Annotated in this window: 16 protein-coding genes; 9 read left to right on the top strand and 7 right to left on the bottom strand. The window is 56.1% G+C overall.

The genetic code is table 11. The annotated features are described in order from the left end of the window. The first annotated feature begins 24 nt into the window (after positions 1-24). The 7 genes from QMX91_RS10205 (at position 25) to QMX91_RS10175 (ending at position 7,883) form a co-directional block, all read left to right on the top strand. Positions 25-2,682 carry a hypothetical protein gene (locus QMX91_RS10205; RefSeq protein ID WP_282412661.1) on the top strand — a complete coding sequence of 886 codons (2,658 nt, stop codon included), beginning with the start codon at positions 25-27 and terminating at the stop codon, positions 2,680-2,682. Beyond that, positions 2,666-3,505 (top strand): hypothetical protein, encoded by an 840-nt coding sequence (locus QMX91_RS10200; protein ID WP_098966292.1) that lies wholly within the window; start codon positions 2,666-2,668, stop codon positions 3,503-3,505. Before QMX91_RS10205 ends, QMX91_RS10200 begins: the two co-directional genes overlap by 17 nt. 37 nt (positions 3,506-3,542) lie before the next feature. After that, a complete protein-coding gene (locus QMX91_RS10195; protein WP_227698855.1) occupies positions 3,543-4,736 on the top strand; it encodes a hypothetical protein in 1,194 nt (397 codons plus the stop codon). A 46-nt stretch (positions 4,737-4,782) separates the two neighbouring features. After that, positions 4,783-6,150, top strand: a complete 1,368-nt coding sequence (locus QMX91_RS10190) for a lysozyme inhibitor LprI family protein (RefSeq protein WP_282412660.1) — start codon at positions 4,783-4,785, stop codon at positions 6,148-6,150. A gap of 203 nt (positions 6,151-6,353) precedes the next feature. Then, positions 6,354-6,812, top strand: a complete 459-nt coding sequence (locus QMX91_RS10185; RefSeq protein WP_098966290.1) for a cell division protein — start codon at positions 6,354-6,356, stop codon at positions 6,810-6,812. Between the two features lie 38 nt (positions 6,813-6,850). After that, complete coding sequence (locus tag QMX91_RS10180; protein WP_098966288.1) at positions 6,851-7,438, top strand: lysozyme inhibitor LprI family protein; 588 nt, start codon at positions 6,851-6,853, stop codon at positions 7,436-7,438. Positions 7,439-7,442: 4 nt separating this feature from the next. Next, positions 7,443-7,883: a hypothetical protein gene (locus QMX91_RS10175; RefSeq protein ID WP_227698854.1), complete on the top strand. Its 441-nt coding sequence runs from the start codon at positions 7,443-7,445 to the stop codon at positions 7,881-7,883. 51 nt (positions 7,884-7,934) lie between these two features. Here QMX91_RS10175 and QMX91_RS10170 read toward each other — a convergent pair whose 3' ends face one another. Next, complete coding sequence (locus QMX91_RS10170) at positions 7,935-8,306, bottom strand: DUF6124 family protein (protein ID WP_027610398.1); 372 nt, start codon at positions 8,304-8,306, stop codon at positions 7,935-7,937. 514 nt (positions 8,307-8,820) lie between these two features. Here QMX91_RS10170 and QMX91_RS10165 point away from each other — a divergent pair. Further along, on the top strand, positions 8,821-9,204 hold the full coding sequence (locus QMX91_RS10165) for a helicase (protein WP_064389575.1): 384 nt from the start codon (positions 8,821-8,823) through the stop codon (positions 9,202-9,204). Between the two features lie 267 nt (positions 9,205-9,471). Here the strand turns inward: QMX91_RS10165 and QMX91_RS10160 are convergent, their stop codons facing one another. The 6 genes from QMX91_RS10160 to exbB form a co-directional block, all read right to left on the bottom strand. Further along, positions 9,472-10,872: an aminoacyl-tRNA deacylase and HDOD domain-containing protein gene (locus tag QMX91_RS10160; RefSeq protein WP_282412659.1), complete on the bottom strand. Its 1,401-nt coding sequence runs from the start codon at positions 10,870-10,872 to the stop codon at positions 9,472-9,474. A gap of 79 nt (positions 10,873-10,951) precedes the next feature. Continuing rightward, positions 10,952-13,027: an ATP-dependent DNA helicase RecG gene (gene recG / locus QMX91_RS10155; RefSeq protein WP_192562856.1), complete on the bottom strand. Its 2,076-nt coding sequence runs from the start codon at positions 13,025-13,027 to the stop codon at positions 10,952-10,954. 9 nt (positions 13,028-13,036) lie between these two features. Beyond that, complete coding sequence (locus QMX91_RS10150) at positions 13,037-13,966, bottom strand: hydrogen peroxide-inducible genes activator (protein ID WP_282412658.1); 930 nt, start codon at positions 13,964-13,966, stop codon at positions 13,037-13,039. 254 nt (positions 13,967-14,220) lie between these two features. Further along, a complete protein-coding gene (locus QMX91_RS10145; protein ID WP_282412657.1) occupies positions 14,221-14,970 on the bottom strand; it encodes an energy transducer TonB in 750 nt (249 codons plus the stop codon). Then, a complete protein-coding gene (exbD, locus tag QMX91_RS10140) occupies positions 14,967-15,395 on the bottom strand; it encodes a TonB system transport protein ExbD (RefSeq protein WP_007962355.1) in 429 nt (142 codons plus the stop codon). Before exbD ends, QMX91_RS10145 begins: the two co-directional genes overlap by 4 nt. A 6-nt stretch (positions 15,396-15,401) precedes the next feature. Further along, positions 15,402-16,358, bottom strand: coding sequence for a tonB-system energizer ExbB (gene exbB / locus QMX91_RS10135; RefSeq protein ID WP_098966280.1), 957 nt, complete (start codon positions 16,356-16,358; stop codon positions 15,402-15,404). A gap of 188 nt (positions 16,359-16,546) precedes the next feature. Between exbB and QMX91_RS10130 the strand changes: the two genes are divergently transcribed. After that, positions 16,547-17,404, top strand: a complete 858-nt coding sequence (locus tag QMX91_RS10130; RefSeq protein ID WP_282412656.1) for an SDR family oxidoreductase — start codon at positions 16,547-16,549, stop codon at positions 17,402-17,404. Positions 17,405-17,499: the final 95 nt, after the last annotated feature.

Genomic DNA, 17,499 nt, shown 5'->3' with positions numbered 1-17,499 from the left:
GGATCAGAATTCAGGTAATTGGTAATGACAGAGACAACGAACAAAATTCAAAAATGGTCGTATCCCCTTAAGGTCGGGACAGCTGAAGCGACCGATCCGCAGCAGTTCTACGATGCGCTGGCAAAGGCCAATTTGGGTTTTTACCCTGTGGGAAGTAACGGACTGTGGCATGGTGGTATCCACTTCGACGATGATTCAGGTTTGGTGTCAGATCTGACCGAAGTGAGGTGTATAGCTGATGGTGAAGTAGTTGCTTACCGAATTGATGATAGTTATCCCATATCTAACTATTCGGAGACACCTAATGCACAATTTTCGACCGGATTCGTGTTGGTCAAGCACGTTTTAACACCGCCTGAAAATGCCGAGACTTCCACGACTCCAAATCAAACGGCAAGTCCAGCTCTTACTTTTTATAGTCTCTATATGCATCTTGTGGATTGGAAGACATATCAAGATCACCCGGAGCTTAAAAGACCGGGATATTGGGGGGGAGGGGTTTCTAAGGTGAAAGCTACCGCTCCTGATTCGCTGTTGGGACTTCGCGTGCGTAGCGACAAAACATCTCAATCTGCTGAGCTGGCAGTTCTTCCAAGAGGAAGCATAGTTACCACCAAGCCGGCGCCGGCAGCACAGAAATGGTTAGAGATATTGAGCGTATCGCCGCTTGTGGCAGGCCTCGAACGGAACACTGGATGGGTGTTTAAAAAAGAAATGCGCCACTTGTCCGGTGATCAGTATTTGATTGATAAAGAGGCAAAGGATCCCATCCAAGAGTATACAAATGGCGCAAACTTGCGCGATTTGACAACCGGGCAGGTTATAGGATTCTTGCCGGTGGGCACGCAGGTGAAGGTAGTCAATGGTACGGGGCAGTATAAGAAGTTAGTAGAAATAGTAAGCGGCGAATCTATCCCTAAACTTCAAAGTAACGTTAACCCTGATGGGCTAGGGAAGATTTTTGCTGCTTCTTTAGAACAACTCAGTGAACCGCAAAAACCATGGGGGGAACCCTTTGTGCTTCCTGTGCCAGTAAAAATAAAAGCCGGAGAGAGAGTCGGCTATGTCGGCAAGTATCAAAATAACGGCGAGCCTACAAGTAAAAATGTTTTGCACCTAGAAGTTTTCAGTTGCGATGATGTCCCGGCTTATATAGATAGCTGTAGATCTTTAGCGGCAAGCCTTCCGGATGACCAGAAAAGGTTATTGATGGTGCATAAAGGCGCTAGTCAAATTGTAACTCATACGGATGGAATTAACGCTACGAATCCTCCACTAGCTACGCCAAGTTCGCCGAAAGTCGGTTTTGATACCATCATCCCAACAGATGTGCTGGGGAGGATGGGGGCGGATCGAAAAATAAAAGTAGGAGGAGGGAATTCTGGTGCTGAAAGCTTCTGGTGGAGATTGGACAATAAACTGGCGGACGAATCTGGCCAGCCGTTGAATGGTTGGCTGCATGAACAGACCTTGATTACCACACGGCACAGTGCTTGGGAGTGGGTTGGCTTCCAATACATTACAGAAACTATTGGGAACGCAGAGAATCTAGCAGCTCATCTAGACAGCCAAGGTATGCTGACCGAAGAGGAAAGCCCTAATTACGCCGCGCAACTAAATGCAGCTGATGGCGGTCCGGTTCGCAAATGGCTTTATAAAACTATAGACACCGACGTAGATAAAAAGCTCTCCGTAGTTGAAATTAAAGCGGCGCTTGAAAAATATTGGTTGGCTCAGCCGATATCACAGCTGGTGAGTAAATATGAAAGTGAGTGGTTTTGGAACGAAAGCAAATGGTCTGAGTTAGACCCTATCATGAAAGGTTTGTCAGGGGAGAATGACCCGGATTGGGAAGTAGAGAAGCAACGCATTGAGAAGTTGTCGTGGTGGTCTCAATTAGCTGGCCAGCAAGCCGTCATAGGTGATGGGAGTGTTTGGCATTTTCATCCTGTTGGTCTGGTGAGTAACTTCTTCATATCTCGTGTGCGGAGAGATTATGATTTGGGTAGCCTCTCCAGCCACTATGAAACCGGAGGACGTGGGTCTATCACTGTCTCTGGGGGAGCAGGGGACGCTGGTGGCGCATCCTATGGTGCTTATCAGATGACAAGCCAAGTGAAAATTAAAAATGCAGACGGAACCTTCACTGTAATCAACGGCGGCACCGTTAAAAAATTCGTGAACTGGAGTGGAATGCCATGGGGGAGCGAATTTGCGGGCTTAACACCAGGGTCCTCTGCGTTTACTGCTAAGTGGAAGAATTTGGTGGAGACGAAGGGCCAAGAATTTGTAGATGTGGAACATGAGTTTATCAAGGTCTCGCATTTTGATATCCAGATTAAGAAAGTTATGACAGATACTGGGATAGATTTAAGATATCATTCGCATACAATAAATGACGTGGTCTGGTCCACTGCTGTCCAGCAGGGCCCCGGTGCTTCTATAATTGTAAATGCGATAAATAGTCTTGGAATTCCGCACGAAGAGACCAAGGCTTACGATGAAAAGCTTATTGACGCTATATATAACGAGCGTGGCCGGAAAATCGTAGGCGGAACGTTAAACGGCCAACTTTATTATTTTTCAAAAAACTCTATTTCGGTTCAAAATGGCGTAGCTGAACGATTCGTTTCGGAAAAGGCGAAAGCACAGGGGCGTTTAAAAGATGAAAGCAGTTATTAGAGTTTCGTTTTTAATAGCAGGTTTTTTTGCATTCAGTCAGTCCATGGCTCAGAGTGTCCTAGATCTGTACGTTTCTTCTTCAGGGAGTGCGTCTTTATCGCAGGTATCGGGTAAAAAAACTATCTTAGTCTTGGCTGGCGGGAATGACGCCGGGGATGCCACAGCCGGAAGCTGTGTAATTTTTGCAAATCTGAATGAAGTGGAAGGGGGTTATCAGGGTGAGTTTACACGCTTAACTACAGCTATAAATAGCTATGATGAAAAGCAAGCGAAGGGTAGAAGTCTGGCTATTGAAGATAGCCTGAAAAGTTTTACTATAACTGGCGTGGATGACGTGGGAATCTGTCCCTTAAACAACACGCTTGTCAATCAGTATATTAAACTAATACCTAAGGATGAAAGGCGAAAGCGCGTCTATTTAGAGATGATCGGCTTGGCACACGCGAATGCTCTGGCTTTATATAAAGATGGAATGAGGTCAGAGGCTATTTCAGTGCTTTCCTCGTATGCAGATAACTATGAGCCAGTTTGGCTTGTGAGCAAAGATAGCTCTGGCATCGTAGTTTCTGCTATAAATGATTATGCATTTTTTTTGCAGGAAGATGGTCAAGCGTTACAATCTATTAAATATTTAACTGATATTGTCGCATCTCAACCAAAAAGAGCTGTTGCCTGGTTGAATTTGGCAGACTCTAACTGGGTCGCAGGTGAGCGTTCCGATGCGGTGAAGCAGTATGCTCGATATAGAGAGCTTATGTTGCAGGCCAACAAAAAGGAAAAAATTCCGGCACGTGTGTATGAGCGATCTGGCACCTCCTTGTGACTCCGTTGAGATCTAATGCCAAGAACGAAAAACGGAAATGGGGAAAGACCACGATTATGCGAAAAACGTGGTCTGCCCCCCTTTACCTTTGATGGCTGATTCAATGAAAAATTTACATTCGCTTCCATACTTTTTATCGTTAACCGTTTTGCTATTCAGTTCGGTCGCATTTTCTGCGAGTTTCGACTGTGGCAAAGCTTCGACGAACGTAGAGAGGAAAATTTGTAGTTCTCCTTCTTTGTCCGCAATGGACGAAAAGCTCAGTGAGGTCTTCAAACCGATAAAAAATCGGCGAGCTTTACAAATAATTGAAAGTGAATGGCTTGAGTCAGAGCGTAACTCTTGTGAGTCAGTGGAGTGTTTAGAGGACTCTTATGTTCGGCAGATACGCTTTCTGTCGCCGGTTCCTATTGCGCCTAGGCCAAATCAGAAAGATATTAAGTTAATGCTGGGTGATAAGCCGTACACACAGTTTGAGCGCTCATGGAAGGTCATTGATTTAGCGTGGCTTCCCAATGAAAAAGGGGCTGTCGAACGATTTGTGATCTCCGCAGAAACAATTTCAGGCATGTTGCATGTCATCGTGTTTGAAGGGCATTTTGATGCGGCGATGATTGCGTACCGGGGTAATTTATATGAGTACGTTGATCGCAACGACAGGCCGGTATTGCACACGATTGCGAAAGATATCGGTTTTGACGGTGCTTTGAGTTTGGGTTCAAACGACGAAGGGAAAAGATTCGCGGGAATCTTGGATGGGGCGTTTTTCTATCGACAGCAGCTCTCTAAGAATCAGCTGCGGGGGATGGTTTATAAGCTCGGTTCAAAATCTCCGCCATTGGAAAGCAGTTTGCTGTTCCAGCAGTGGCCAAATACTGATGAAAATGCTGTTAGTGGTTTGACATTCGGTTGGGGGGGTGATTATGGAAAATTGCAAGCGTACTACTCGCACACCTTAGGGTATGAAACGATAGCGCAGGCTGGTCGGCCCGAGGCCGGTTGGAATATATATGCTCCGATTTGGAGCAAGTCACGGCCGACGTTTTATTTCAAGAATGGTGATGAAACTATTTGGCGTGCCAATGTTGCGGATAAGACGTTAACAAAAATTGCGAAGGCTAGTGATGAAGGAATGATCCAGAATCCTACCCCTGTCGATATTAATGGGCGCGAAGCAATCGTTTATCTGAATGGGTCTACTCTGAAAATGGCTATCTCCCTTGAAGAATAGGCACGACTTAAAAATACACTTTCGCAAAATATTGTTGGAATTTGCCTTGAGTAAATATCTTATTCCGGTGCTGCCCGCCGTGCTGATTGGTGGTTTATCTCTGTTGGGGGGACATGCATTTGCTGACGATGCATGTGCCGATATCACTACGAACTCTCAGAGGGAAAGATGTTCTGTGAGTGCCAAGGTTGCTGCAGATAAGCAGTTGAATACCAGTTATCAAGAACTGATGGTTCGGCTCGAGGGTGGGTATCAAACCGATCCAGTTCTTGCGGCGAGCCAAAAGGCAACGGTCCAGGAGGCTCAGCGCGCCTGGATCAAACTGCGCGATACCGATTGCCAGGTCGATGCGTTGGAGACGGAACCGGGCTCTTCGGCGCATGTGGCAGCGGTGAACAATTGCATCGCCAGTATGAGTCGTGACCGTTCAGTGTTTTTGGACAATATCGCGTCCGATACCGGGACTGGCGCGACAATTGGACGTGGCTCGTGCCCTACGCAAGACTTTGCACAGTTTCTTCCAGCATTCTCCGCTAATGTCGAATCGCAGAAGCGACTAACTGCGCAGGCCGTGAAGCTGCTGGTATTAAAGGGGACGTCGGATATTGGGCGGATTGTGACTTACGTTACTGCGGAGGTGGGACGCGATATGGCGTTTCCCTTAATGGTGGCTGTGCCCGATGGGAAAGTGGAAGGAATAGAGATCGAGAAGGTGGATGACCGCCACGTTAACGTTGTGGATAAACGCGCCGGCAACAGCAACATCAAGATTTTCAACTTTTCGCGGAAGTCCTGCTGGACGCTTGATGGGGTTGAGGACTGGTCGATTCCTGAAAAAGAGCTTTCTGTAGCCAGTACGCGGAAAATGAGTCGCGCGGAGAATTTCTGTTGGCAGCGCGGCCAAGGATTTGCTGGCTTGGGCGGCCTTGAGCAATACCGACTGACAGGAGAACTTTTTGAGGCGACTTTGGAAAATTACCTGTGCGCGGCCGCTTCAGGTGATCCTATATCTAGTTCGGCTGCGGCCGGGCTGAGTCTGTCAGGTATGGCCCCGCAATTGGAATACGACAAAGTTGAGGCTCTTTTCAAAGCAGCAGCCGTTGATTCACCGAGCGGTGCTGAGTCGTTGGCTGGCTTCTATTGTTTTGGCAATGAATTGGCCGGTTCAGGACCCTGCCAGCGCCCGCTGGATGTTGAAAAAGAGTTGATTCGTGCTACCACCATGGGATCAACGCATGCATTCGTTTCGTTAGGCGATTATTGGAAAAGCGGCGATCTAGGAAAGAAAGATACTCCTCGCGCCTTGGCCTGTTATCAGCTTGCTGCCGACAAAGGTAACGACTCGGGCATCAATGCGATTAAGCGACTTCAGTCCGAAGTGGCCGAACCGATAGTGGCCAGCAGCTGCTTTTAGTGCGGTTAAGTGAAGAAGGGCGTTTACAGCGCCCGACGCCTTTTCACCGCGATGTGATCAAACGCGTTCCGCCATCATGGCTACGCGTTTTCATATGCACTGAGCCAGAATCCGCAGCGCTTAAACGTTTAATACTTGAGCATCTGACGACCGCGATTTTCCTTTAAACTCCCCACCCCCAAGGAATGCGCTCAGGACACGGAATGCCAGCCCCCTCGAACTCCCTTCGCCCAGCGTTAGTGCTCTGGCTATACGCCGCCGCAATCGTGCACATACTCGCCGGCCTCACCCTGACTTGGGCCGGTCACTCCGGTTTACTCGACCACTACCTGCACAATCTCGAACTCGCATTCTGGGGCGCCGATGCGGTACCCGCCGCCGGCCATGAGCAACAGGTCTGGTGGCTCGCGCTGTTCGGCGCGACGCTGCAAAGCTATTCGTTGTACATGCTTGCGTTGGTGCACTTGGGCAATCGCCTGAAAGCTCCAGCAGTGTGGGGATGGTTGATCGCCGGCATCCTGTTATGGGCGCCGCAGGACATGTGGCTGTCTGCGCAAAAGCAGGTTTGGTCGCACCTGTGGCTCGACGGTTTTGCGTTGCTCGTGCTATTGCCGCCGTTGATCTGGCTGTATGTCCAGGACCGCCGAAAAATCGCTCAATAAATGCGCACTGGGCATATTGGTATCGAAGGAGTTATAGCGTGAAAGGATTTTCGATTCTTCTCTGCTGCTTGGCATTGGCAACCTCTACTGCGGCACTTGCCGCAGAAGTGTGTAATCCAGACAGCTTTTCCAACCCCGACTTGATCATTTGCGGCCAGCAAACCTTGGAGAAGGTCGATGCTGTGTTGAACGAGCAATATAAAAAAGCGCTGACGAGTTTGTCTCCTGCGGAACAGAGCGATCTCAGAGATGTGCAGAAGAACTGGGTGCGTTTCAAAGAGTCGTTTTGCGAGGAGCTTTATCAATCCGGTTTGCCGGGCGCTGAGGCGCCAATCGAAAGGCTTGGGTGTCTGGTACAAACGACCAATGCCCGGTTGGGAGAGTTGATTGCCCTGCAGACGGGCTTACCGCTAGATGGCTTTTACAAAGCCGCATCTGCGATTGCGGGGAAGGATCGTGAGAGAAATTTAGCGGCCGCCATTGAGCGACTGGGAGGGGATGAGTTCGATGATCCGCTTTGGAAGAAGTACGCAGAAGGGCATTGTGAGATGGCTGGCCGTCTGTTGCGTGAAGACATCGCCTACTGCGCGGTGAGGATGCGCTTTCAACTACCCAGGAACCGCTAAAGAAATGATCGGTTTGAAATCTTTATCTGCGTTTATTTCTGCGCTTCTTCTGATACCGCTGACTGCCCACAGCGAAGTTTCTACACAGGTAAGGTGCTTCCACTCTCTGGAAGGCAAAAACATCAATTTTGAATTCAGAATCTATTACGACGTGGCCGCTAAATGGAGCGGTGCAAGTGTCAGGTACAGCAAGTCGAAGAAAGCCATTGCTTTGGTTCATCACCGAACCGAAGAGTACGTCATGACGGAGAGCGGACCTTACGAATTCACGACGACATGGGTGGAAGTTTCAGACGGTGCAGTGACGGGGCAGTATGTCATTGCAACGCAAGGCGCTCGGGTGAATTCGATGCGTTACACGAATTACAAATCCGGCAAACAGTATTCGTTCGATGAAGACTTCAGCATCGAGGCCTCCCCAGAAACGGGTTGTCGGTGGGGATGAAATCTTTAAGAAAGGGGACTTAACGTCCCCTTTTTTCACCCGCAGATCCCGCTACGACTTGGCTGCCAGGTTCCGCACTTCAATATGATCAAGCGTCCCTTCCACCATCAATCGCACCCCATCCGCCATTCTGCTCAGGGCCAGTGCAACCGAGCGGCGGGAGCCGTGGAGGTCGTCGGCGAGGTCGCAGGCGATGGCGCTGATGGACAGGAGGTCTTCGGAGGCGTTGGCCATGAGGGCTTCGGCGTCGGTGCCGGGGGTGAGGCTGAAGAGGCCGGTTTCGCGTTTGGGTTGGGATTCGGTGCGCGGTTTGAAGTGGTGGTCGAGGGCGCGTTCGGCGGCTTCGTGGAATTTCTTGGATTCCAGCGATTCGTAGGGCGATATGTCTGGGGTTTCGGGGGGATTGGGTGTTGGTTTGATCATAGGTATTTCCGAGTTATGGAGCCAACACCGTTTCGCTTGCTTCGAGAGGGTGGCAGCTGTGTATAGGTGTGCAAGACCGGACTCGGAAACCGGCAGACCCGAAGGCCTCCCATACACAGCCGCCATAACAGTTCGCGAGCATAGGAAAACACCCGGCGAATAGCCATAACTGAATGCATGACGAGTCTGGACTTGCACGTCCGAGTCACCGATTTTGCGGAGACACACACAGGCTATCGACGATGCTCCAACCTGCCTAGTTCACGCACAACACCACGCTTTGCAGGAAATTTCCCATAGGTTTGCAGGCTGGAAGATCAAAAGATCGCAGCCTTCGGCAGCTCCTACAGGGATGTGTTTCAACAGGTGTAGGACGGTGGGTGCCGAGTTGTGACTTGGCGGTCATCGTGCGGGAAATAGGCTGCATCATCTTCCATTAGAGGTAGATAGTGGCGTTATCGTCTGAATCCCTTACACTGCCCCGGCCGTTCATTTTCCTTTTGAGGCTGTGCGCATGAAATTTCGTTTTCTTCTGTGGATGATGGGTTTGTTGATGGGTAAGGCCAGCCGGACAAATCCTGCGTTCCAGCAGCAGTTGGGTGACAAGGATCTGGTGTTTCAGCTGCAGACGCTGGACGGGAAAGTGGCGCGGCATTTCGTGGTGAAGAATCAGCGCATCACCAGCAAGTCTGGCGTGGTGGCGGAGCCGGCGTTTGCGATTGCGTTTAAAGATGCCGGTTATGGCTTTGCGACGATGCAGGCGAAGAACAAGCAGTTGGCGTTTATGCAGGGGATTCAGGACAAGTCGATCCAGCTGAAGGGGAATCCGGCGCTGGTGATGTGGTTTCAGGGGTTGATGAAGTATTTGGTGCCGAGGAAGGCTAAGCCGAAGGCCTGAGTAGAAGGGCTTGAGTAGATGGGCTGTTGTGGTGAGGGGATTTATCCCCGATGGGCTGCTGCGCAGCGGCCCCAAAACCTGAGACTTCGATATAACTGACACACCCTGTTGGCTGGGTTTGCGACTGCTGCGCAGCCGGTCGGGGATAAATCCCCTCACCACAAGTTTTATGTCAGACAGATAAATTGAGGTGGATTCTTCGCGAGCAGGCTCGCTCCCACAGGATGTTACCGAAACCTTGTGGGAGCGAGCTTGCTCGCGAAGTTTTCAGGCCTGGCTGAACTGCGAGGCCAGTTCGCGTAGCAGGACTTCGGCTTCGAGGACTTTGCTGACGACGTCGTTGGCTTTGTCGCGGGTCAGGCCGACGCGTTCGAGCAGGGCGTCGGGGATGTCTTCGTCGGGGCCGGAGCCGATGCCGCGGCTGCGCAGCAGGCGCACGGCCAGGCAGACGAGGTTCGGGTATTCGGCGTAGGCGCCGTCGTAGCTTGGGTCGTGCTGGAAGCGCAGGGCGGTGGCCAACTCGTCCGGCATGTCCCAGTAGCGCATCAGCCACGAGCCGATCTGTTCGCGGCTGATACCGAGCAGGTGTTGCTCGATGTAGCTGTGGCACAGGTGCGGGTTGACCTCCAGGTGGCGGCAGATCAGTGAGAAGTGCGGCGGGAACACGTGGGCCAGCAGCAGGTAACCGAAGTTGTGCAGCAGACCGGCTAGATACGTCAGGCCGGCTTCCGGGCGCTGAGCGCGGGGCATGGCGCGGGTCAGGCCTTCGATGACGGCGGCGGTGTAGATCGACTGCTGCCAGTACGGCGTGGTGTGTTGCGGGTGGTCTTTCGGCAGGCTCAGGGTCTTGCCAAGGGCTAGGCCCAGCGCCAGGTTGATCACCAGATCAAAACCGAGCACGCGAACGATCGCGTCTTCCACCGAACGGATCTTGCCCGGCGAGGCGTAGTACGGCGACGCCGCCCAGCTCACAACCTGTGCGGCCAGCGCCGGGTCGGTTTCGACCACGCCGGTGATGTCGTCGATGGTGGCGTTGGGGTCGACGCGCAGCTTGATGATTTTTTGCGCCGTCTCGGCCAGAGGCGGAATCTCGATGGTCGCTTCCAGACGCTGCTGAATCCGGCGTGCAGTGAACGCCTGCACAGCCTGGGTGATTTCCTCGCGGTCATCGTCCGGGCGGTCGAGGTTCGGGCGGATGCTGCTCAGGGCTTCGCCGAAATTGGCGGCGCTGGCCTTGGTCAGCATGGTCTTGAAGTTCTCGCTGGTGATTTCTAGGAGCAGGCCCGGCTCGCCGGAGTTGATCAGCAGCTTCGGTTCGCGCAGCAGGCTTTCTTCGTAGAGACACGGCGAGCTGGTCAGCGCCGGCAGGCCCGGCAGCAGGCTCAGGCTGTGTTTGCCGAGCATCTTTTCCAGGCGCTCGGTGGACACGGCGGTCAGGCGTCGGCCCGTGAGTTCGGCGAGGCGATTGAGGTCCAGCAACTGGCTCTGCGGAAACAGCACCATCAGCGCGCCGACAGCATCGTCCAGCAACACGGCTTGTACCTTGCGCGAAGCGTTGAGGCCGTGGTGGTCGAGCACTTCTTCGTAGGCGATCCCCAGCTTGCCGAGCAGCAGCCGAATTACAGACGGCGCGTGCGGGAGTTCGGGGGCGAGAGCTGCGTCAGTCATGGTCTGTATCCGTTTTTGAAACAATGGCAGGAGTATAACCAGCTCTGTAGGAACGATCCTGCACAAACTGCGACGGTGCTCACACTTGGCCGTATTGCTGCCCGTGACGCAGCCAGCGGTCGAGCAATGGGCTGACGTGAGTCGGCCAGCGTTCCAGCAGCGCTTGCGCGGCATCGCGTACGGCGGGCAGCAGATCGGCGTCGCGCATCAGGTCGGCGACTTTGAATTGCAGCAGACCGGTCTGGCGCGTGCCGAGCATTTCGCCGGGGCCGCGCAGTTCGAGGTCTTTTTCGGCGATGACGAAACCGTCGTTGGTCTCGCGCATGATGCCCAGGCGCTGGCGGCCGATCTGCGACAGCGGCGGATGGTAGAGCAGCACGCAATGGCTGACCGCGCTGCCCCGGCCAACGCGGCCACGCAATTGGTGCAACTGCGCGAGGCCGAGACGTTCGGGGTTTTCGATGATCATCAGGCTGGCGTTGGGCACGTCGACGCCGACCTCAATCACCGTGGTGGCGACCAGCAGTTGCAGGTTGCCGGCCTTGAATTCGGCCATGACCGCCGCTTTTTCGGCGGGCTTCATGCGCCCGTGAATCAGTCCGACTTTCAGCTCGCCGAGGGCGGCGGTGAGGTCTTCGAACGTGGTTTCGGCCGCCTGACAGGTCAGCTCTTCCGACTCTTCGATCAGTGTGCACACCCAATAGGCCTGACGCCCTTCGGCGCAGGCGCTGCGCACCCGTTCGATGACTTCGACGCGGCGAGTGTCGGTGACCAGCACGGTGTTGACCGGGGTGCGACCGGGCGGCAGTTCGTCGAGGATCGAGGTGTCGAGGTCGGCGTAGGCGCTCATCGCCAGCGTGCGGGGGATCGGCGTGGCGGTCATGATCAGTTGGTGCGGACACATGCGCCCGCCGACGCCTTTCTGCCGCAGCGCCAGACGCTGCTGCACGCCAAAGCGGTGTTGTTCGTCGATGATCACCAACGCCAGATTCTTGAATTGCACTTCGTCCTGGAACAGCGCGTGGGTGCCAACCACCATCGGCGTGCCGCTGGCGATCTGCTCCAGCGCGGCGACGCGGTTCTTGCCCTTGAGCTTGCCGGCCAGCCACGCCACGTCGATGCCCAGCGGCTCGAGCCAGCGCTTGAAGGTGATGAAGTGTTGCTCGGCGAGGATCTCGGTCGGCGCCATCAGTGCGACCTGATAACCGGCCTCCAGTGCTTGCAGTGCCGCGAGGGCGGCGACCACGGTTTTGCCCGCGCCGACGTCGCCCTGAATCAGCCGCAGCATCGGTTCGTGCTGGCTGAGGTCGTAGGCGATTTCGTTGCCGACGCGTTGCTGGGCGCCGGTCGGGTTGAAACCGAGGTTGGCCAGGTATTTCGGTGGCAGCTTCGTGGCTTTCGGCATCGCCGGTGCGCGCAGGGAGCGCATGCTTTCGCGCAGGCGTTGCTGCGACAGTTGGTGAGTCAGCAGTTCTTCGAAGGCCAGGCGATGCTGGGCCCAGTGATGGCCGAGGGCGAGTTCGTCGACGTCGGCATCGGCGGGCGGGTTGTGCAGGTAGCGGATCGCGTCGGCCAGCGGCGCTAGTTGGTAGTCGCGGGCCAGTTCGGTCGGCAACCAGTCGGGCAGGGTGGCTGGCTTGAGCAGGGTCAGAGTCTGCATGCACAACTGGCGCAGGCGCGCCTGGGTCAGGCCTTCGGTCAGCGGGTAGACCGGGGTCAGGGTTTCATCCACTGGCGGCGGCTCGTCGCCGTTGATGGCGCGGTATTCCGGGTGGTAGATCTCCAGGCCCGAAGCACCGGGCCGGGCTTCGCCGTAGCAGCGAATCCGAGTGCCGCGCTTGAGGCCTTCTTTCTGCGCGTTGCTGAAGTGGTAGAAGCGCAGGCTCAAGCCGCCGGTGCCGTCCTGCAAGCGCACGACGAGGCTGCGCCGCCGGCCCATGACCACGTCGGCGCCGCTGACGGTGCCTTCGACCACGGCGTCCTGCCCCGGCCGCAATGCGCCGATCGGCACCACGCGGGTGCGATCCTGATAGCGCAGCGGCAGGTGGAACAGTACGTCCTGGAGGTTTTCCAGACCGACCTTGGCCAGTTTCTCGGCCATGGCTTCGCCGACACCCTTGAGTGCGGTGACCGACACCTGCGACAGCTCAGTCATGACGCTGGCTTAACCGGCCGTGACCGGTGCGGCGGGCTTGGCCACCGAGCACAGGCGAATGGAGTCGGCGAGGATCTCGATGGCTTTCGGCCGCGGGAAGCTCGCGCGCCAGGCGATGGCCACGGTGCGGAACGGCACTGGTGCCGACAGTGGACGCACTTCGATCACGCTCGGGGCGTAGTGATGGCTGTCCACCGCCGACAGCGGCAGGATCGAGATGCCCAAACCGGAGGCGACCATGTGACGGATGGTTTCCAGCGAGCTGGATTCGACCGTGGTGTGCTTGGCGCCGTCGTTGCCCTTGGTCAGGGTCGGGCAGGCTTCCAGAACCTGATCGCGGAAGCAGTGGCCTTCGCCGAGCAGCAGCAGGCTCTTGTCGTTGAGCAGGGCGGCATCGATGGATTCTTTTTGCGTCCACGGGTGCTGGGCCGGCATCAGGACGTAGAACGGCTCGTCGTAGAGTTGCAGGGTCAGCACGTCGGCTTCGTTGAACGGAAGGGCGATGATGATCGCGTCCAGCTCGCCGTTGCGCAGTTTGTCGCGCAGCACATGGGTGAAGTTTTCTTCGATGTACAACGGCATCTGCGGGGCGACCCGGTGCAGTTGTGGAATCAGATGCGGGAACAGGTACGGGCCGACGGTGTAGATCGCGCCGACTTTCAGCGGGGCGGTCAGCTGGTTCTTGCCGGCCTGGGCCAGTTCACGGATGCCTTGCGCCTGTTCCAGGACTTTCTGCGCCTGGGCGACGATGCCTTCGCCGACCGGGGTCAGGCGCACGGCGCTTTTGCTGCGCTCGAAAATCAGCACACCGAGTTCGTCTTCAAGTTTTTTCACGCCCACCGACAGGGTCGGCTGACTGACGTGGCAACGCTCGGCGGCGTGGCCGAAGTGCTGCTCTTGGGCGAGGGTAACGATGTAGCGTAATTCTGTGAGGGTCATAGCAAGCGTCCATGAAGTTGCGGGCCAAGCATAACGGCTGCAATCGATAGACGCACGTTATCAGACTGAGTGAGGAATGCGACACCGGGCAATGTGAGTTTGCCGTTGCCAGATAGGCAAAAGGCACCTTTCGGTGCCTTTTCGATCCCACTGTCGACCCTGTGGGAGCGGGCTTGCTCGCGAATGCGGTGTGTCAGATACATGGATGTCGACTGACACGACGCTTTCGCGAGCAAGCCCGCTCCCACAATGGATCAGCGGCGTTTATCCAGCGAGTACACAAACGGCGCGACAATTTCGATCGAGCCGTTGGTCAACATGTCCGCCGGTGGCTTGGGCAGCGGTTGTGCGCGGCGGATCATTTCCAGGGTGGCCCGGTCCAGATCGGCGTTGCCCGAGCGGCCCACCAGTTCGAACGACAGCACATTACCTTCGGCATCCACCACGAAACGCAGACGGTTCAGGCCTTCCTTGCCCCGTGCCTGTGCGCTTTGCGGGTACTTTTTGTACTTGCCCAAGTGCGCGAGCAGGGTGTTTTGCCAGCTGGCCTTGGCGGCCATTTGTGCGGGCGACGGTCCCGGTGCCGGCTGGGCGGATTTCTCCGTCGGGGCCTGGGTCGGCTGCGTCTCCGCCGGTTTTTCCTCGGAAGGTTTTTCCTTCACCGGTTCCGGTTTTTTCTCCACCGGTTTGGGCGGCTGCGGTTTCGGCTTTGGCTTGGGTTTGGGCTTCGGTACGGCAATCTCGGGCTTGGGTGCTTCAGCCAGTTTCGGAATCGGCAACTCTTCGACCGGAGCCGGTGGCTGCGGCGGTGTGACGACTTTCGGCGGAGCAGGCGGTGGCGGGGTCGGAACCGGTGCCAGCTCAACCATCATTGCCTGCGGCGGCAGTTCGATGGGCGGGCGGGCGGTCCAGTTCAGCGCCAGCGCGATGGCCAGCGCGTGAACGCCCAGCACCACGGCCAGGCTACCGCTGTAACGCGTCAGCTTATGGCGCGTCGTGATCATTTCTTGGCTGCGCTCTCGAGGCCCACCAGACCGACCTTCAGGTAACCGGCCGAGCGCAATTTATCCATCACGCTCATCAGGTCGCCGTAGTCCACGCCCTTGTCGGCCTGGAAGAAGATGGTGGTGTCTTTTTTGCCCTGGGTCTTGGCGTCGAGCACGGCGCCAAGGGTATCGGCATTGACTTCGTCGTCGCCGATGTACAGGCGCTGATCAGCTTTAACGCTGAGGAACACCGGTTTCTCCGGGCGCGGCGCCGGTTTGGCGGTCGAGGCCGGCAGGTCGACTTTGATGTCCACGGTAGCCAGCGGCGCGGCCACCATGAAAATAATCAGCAGCACCAGCATCACGTCGATGAACGGCGTGACGTTGATTTCGTGGTTCTCGGCCAGATCGTCGTCTGCGCCTTCTTTCAAATGCAGGCCCATGGCCGATTACCCCACTTTCACCATGTGTGGTTGCGAGCTGCTGCGCTCAGGCTGGTGATCGAGGTCACGGCTGACCAGCAACAGAACCTGCGCCGAAGCATCGGACACCTGCGCCTTGTAGCCGGCGATGGAGCGGGCGAACACGTTGTAGATCACCACCGCAGGAATCGCAGCAACCAGGCCCAGCGCGGTGGCCAGCAGCGCTTCGGCGATGCCCGGCGCCACGACGGCGAGGTTGGTGGTCTGGGTCTTGGCGATGCCGATGAAGCTGTTCATGATGCCCCACACGGTACCGAACAGGCCGACGAACGGCGCGGTGGAACCGATGGTGGCGAGGACGCCGGTGCCGCTGCTCATGTTGCGGCCACAGGCTGCGACCAGACGCTCAAGACGGAAGCTGACGCGCTCCTTGATGCCTTCTTTCTCGCGGCTGTTGACCGACAGGCGCATCTCTTCGAGGGCGTCGTGCACCAGCAGGTTGGCGAGGGTGCCTTCCTTTGCCGCAGTGGCGCTGGCTTCCTTGAGGGTCGCGGCTTTTTTCAGGGCAGCGATTTCACCGCGCAGACGACGCTTGGCGCCCATCAGCTCGAAGCCTTTGGCGATCCAGATGGTCCAGGTGATGATGGAAGCGATGGCCAGACCGATCATCACGATTTTCACGATGATGTCGGCGTTCTGGTACATGCCCCATGGCGACAGGTCGTGGGCCATGCCCAAGCTGTTGTCAGGTTCGAGCACTTCAGGCGCGTCTGCTGCGCTGGCGTCTACAGCCTGTACCGGGTCGGTGGCGGCTGGCGCGGCGGTAGCAGGCGCGTGCTGTTCGGTGGCAGCCGGAGCGGCTGGCGCTTGTGCGTCAGCGAAAGCAGCGGTCGGCGCCAGCATCAGGCTGAGCAGCAGGGCCGCCACCGCGCTCCAGGCGCGAGGTCGTGTGGTTGGCGAAGCGGGGAATTGATTACGTGTCATGCTGGCCGGACCTGAGGTAGAAAAACGGTGATGCTCTTCCAGGCCTCGTGAGGCCGAGAACAAAAGTGGGATGCATTATTGCAAGTAATTCTTGTTAACAAAAGTAATAGAGTTTCTTTTTTTCCTTCATTGCTAGCCGTTCGTCCTTTGCGAGGGCTAGTCTGTTCCTTTCGTTTGGGAGTTTTTTCATGTCCGCGCCTTCTGTTTTGATTGCCGGTTGCGGTGACGTCGGCAGTCGTCTGGCTACGCAATTGTTGGCCGCCGGCTGGGAGGTGCATGGTCTGCGCCGTGATGTTTCGCGTTTGCCGGATGGCGTCATCGGCGTCGCTGGTGACCTGTTCAAGGAAGATTGCCCGGAAAACTGGCCGTTCGGGGCGGTGGATTATCTGGTGTATTGCGCGGCCGCCACCGATCACGATGAAGCCGGTTATCGCGCCGCCTACGTACAGGGTTTGCAGAATGTGCTGAGCTGGCTGAATGACTTTGGCCAGGTGCCTGAGCGACTGCTGTTCGTGTCCAGCAGCAGCGTGTACGGCCAGCAGGAAGGGGAGTGGGTCGACGAGCATTCAGCGACCGTCGCCAGCGGCTATTCCGGGCAGGTGATGCTTGAGGCTGAGCAAGTGGCGCTGAACAGCGGTATCCCGGCGAGCATCGTGCGCCTGACCGGCATTTACGGCCCCGGACGTGAATGGCTGTTGACCCAGGTGCGTCGCGGTTATCGGGTGGCGGTCGAGCCGCCGCTGTACGGCAATCGCATCCATGCTGATGACGCGGCGGGGCTGATGGCGTTTCTGCTGAACGCGGCTCATCAGGGCAAGCCGTTGCAGGATGTTTATATCGGGGTGGACGATGCGCCGGCGCCGCTGGCCGAAGTGGTCGCCTGGTTGCGCGAGTATCTGGGTGTCACCGATTGGGCGGAAGACGCCAGCGTACGTCGCACCGGCAGCAAGCGCTGCAGCAATGCCCGGGCGAAGGCGCTGGGCTGGACGCCGACGTATCCGAGTTATCGCGAAGGCTATGCGGCGATTCTTGAAGGCAAATGCTGACCTTCTAACGCCACAAACCACTGTGGGAGCGGGCTTGCTCGCGAAGAGGGTGTGTCAGGCAACATTGATGTCGACTGACACACCCTCTTCGCGAG

It is taken from the genome of Pseudomonas sp. PS01299, assembly GCF_029960145.1.
Lineage (GTDB): Bacteria > Pseudomonadota > Gammaproteobacteria > Pseudomonadales > Pseudomonadaceae > Aquipseudomonas > Aquipseudomonas putida_A.
Note: the sequence above shows the minus strand (reverse complement) of the source record. Positions and strands in the feature narration are given on the sequence as shown.

Excerpts from the sequence above, each read along its gene's own strand:
- QMX91_RS10205 (WP_282412661.1), top strand. The coding sequence starts at position 25 with ATGACAGAGACAACGAACAAAATTCAAAAATGGTCGTATCCCCTTAAG.
- QMX91_RS10200 (WP_098966292.1), top strand. The coding sequence starts at position 2,666 with ATGAAAGCAGTTATTAGAGTTTCGTTTTTAATAGCAGGTTTTTTTGCA.
- QMX91_RS10195 (WP_227698855.1), top strand. The coding sequence starts at position 3,543 with ATGGGGAAAGACCACGATTATGCGAAAAACGTGGTCTGCCCCCCTTTA.
- QMX91_RS10185 (WP_098966290.1), top strand. The coding sequence starts at position 6,354 with ATGCCAGCCCCCTCGAACTCCCTTCGCCCAGCGTTAGTGCTCTGGCTA.
- QMX91_RS10175 (WP_227698854.1), top strand. The coding sequence starts at position 7,443 with ATGATCGGTTTGAAATCTTTATCTGCGTTTATTTCTGCGCTTCTTCTG.
- QMX91_RS10170 (WP_027610398.1), bottom strand. The coding sequence starts at position 8,306 with ATGATCAAACCAACACCCAATCCCCCCGAAACCCCAGACATATCGCCC.
- QMX91_RS10165 (WP_064389575.1), top strand. The coding sequence starts at position 8,821 with ATGAAATTTCGTTTTCTTCTGTGGATGATGGGTTTGTTGATGGGTAAG.
- QMX91_RS10160 (WP_282412659.1), bottom strand. The coding sequence starts at position 10,872 with ATGACTGACGCAGCTCTCGCCCCCGAACTCCCGCACGCGCCGTCTGTA.
- recG (WP_192562856.1), bottom strand. The coding sequence starts at position 13,027 with ATGACTGAGCTGTCGCAGGTGTCGGTCACCGCACTCAAGGGTGTCGGC.
- QMX91_RS10150 (WP_282412658.1), bottom strand. The coding sequence starts at position 13,966 with ATGACCCTCACAGAATTACGCTACATCGTTACCCTCGCCCAAGAGCAG.
- QMX91_RS10145 (WP_282412657.1), bottom strand. The coding sequence starts at position 14,970 with ATGATCACGACGCGCCATAAGCTGACGCGTTACAGCGGTAGCCTGGCC.
- exbD (WP_007962355.1), bottom strand. The coding sequence starts at position 15,395 with ATGGGCCTGCATTTGAAAGAAGGCGCAGACGACGATCTGGCCGAGAAC.
- exbB (WP_098966280.1), bottom strand. The coding sequence starts at position 16,358 with ATGACACGTAATCAATTCCCCGCTTCGCCAACCACACGACCTCGCGCC.
- QMX91_RS10130 (WP_282412656.1), top strand. The coding sequence starts at position 16,547 with ATGTCCGCGCCTTCTGTTTTGATTGCCGGTTGCGGTGACGTCGGCAGT.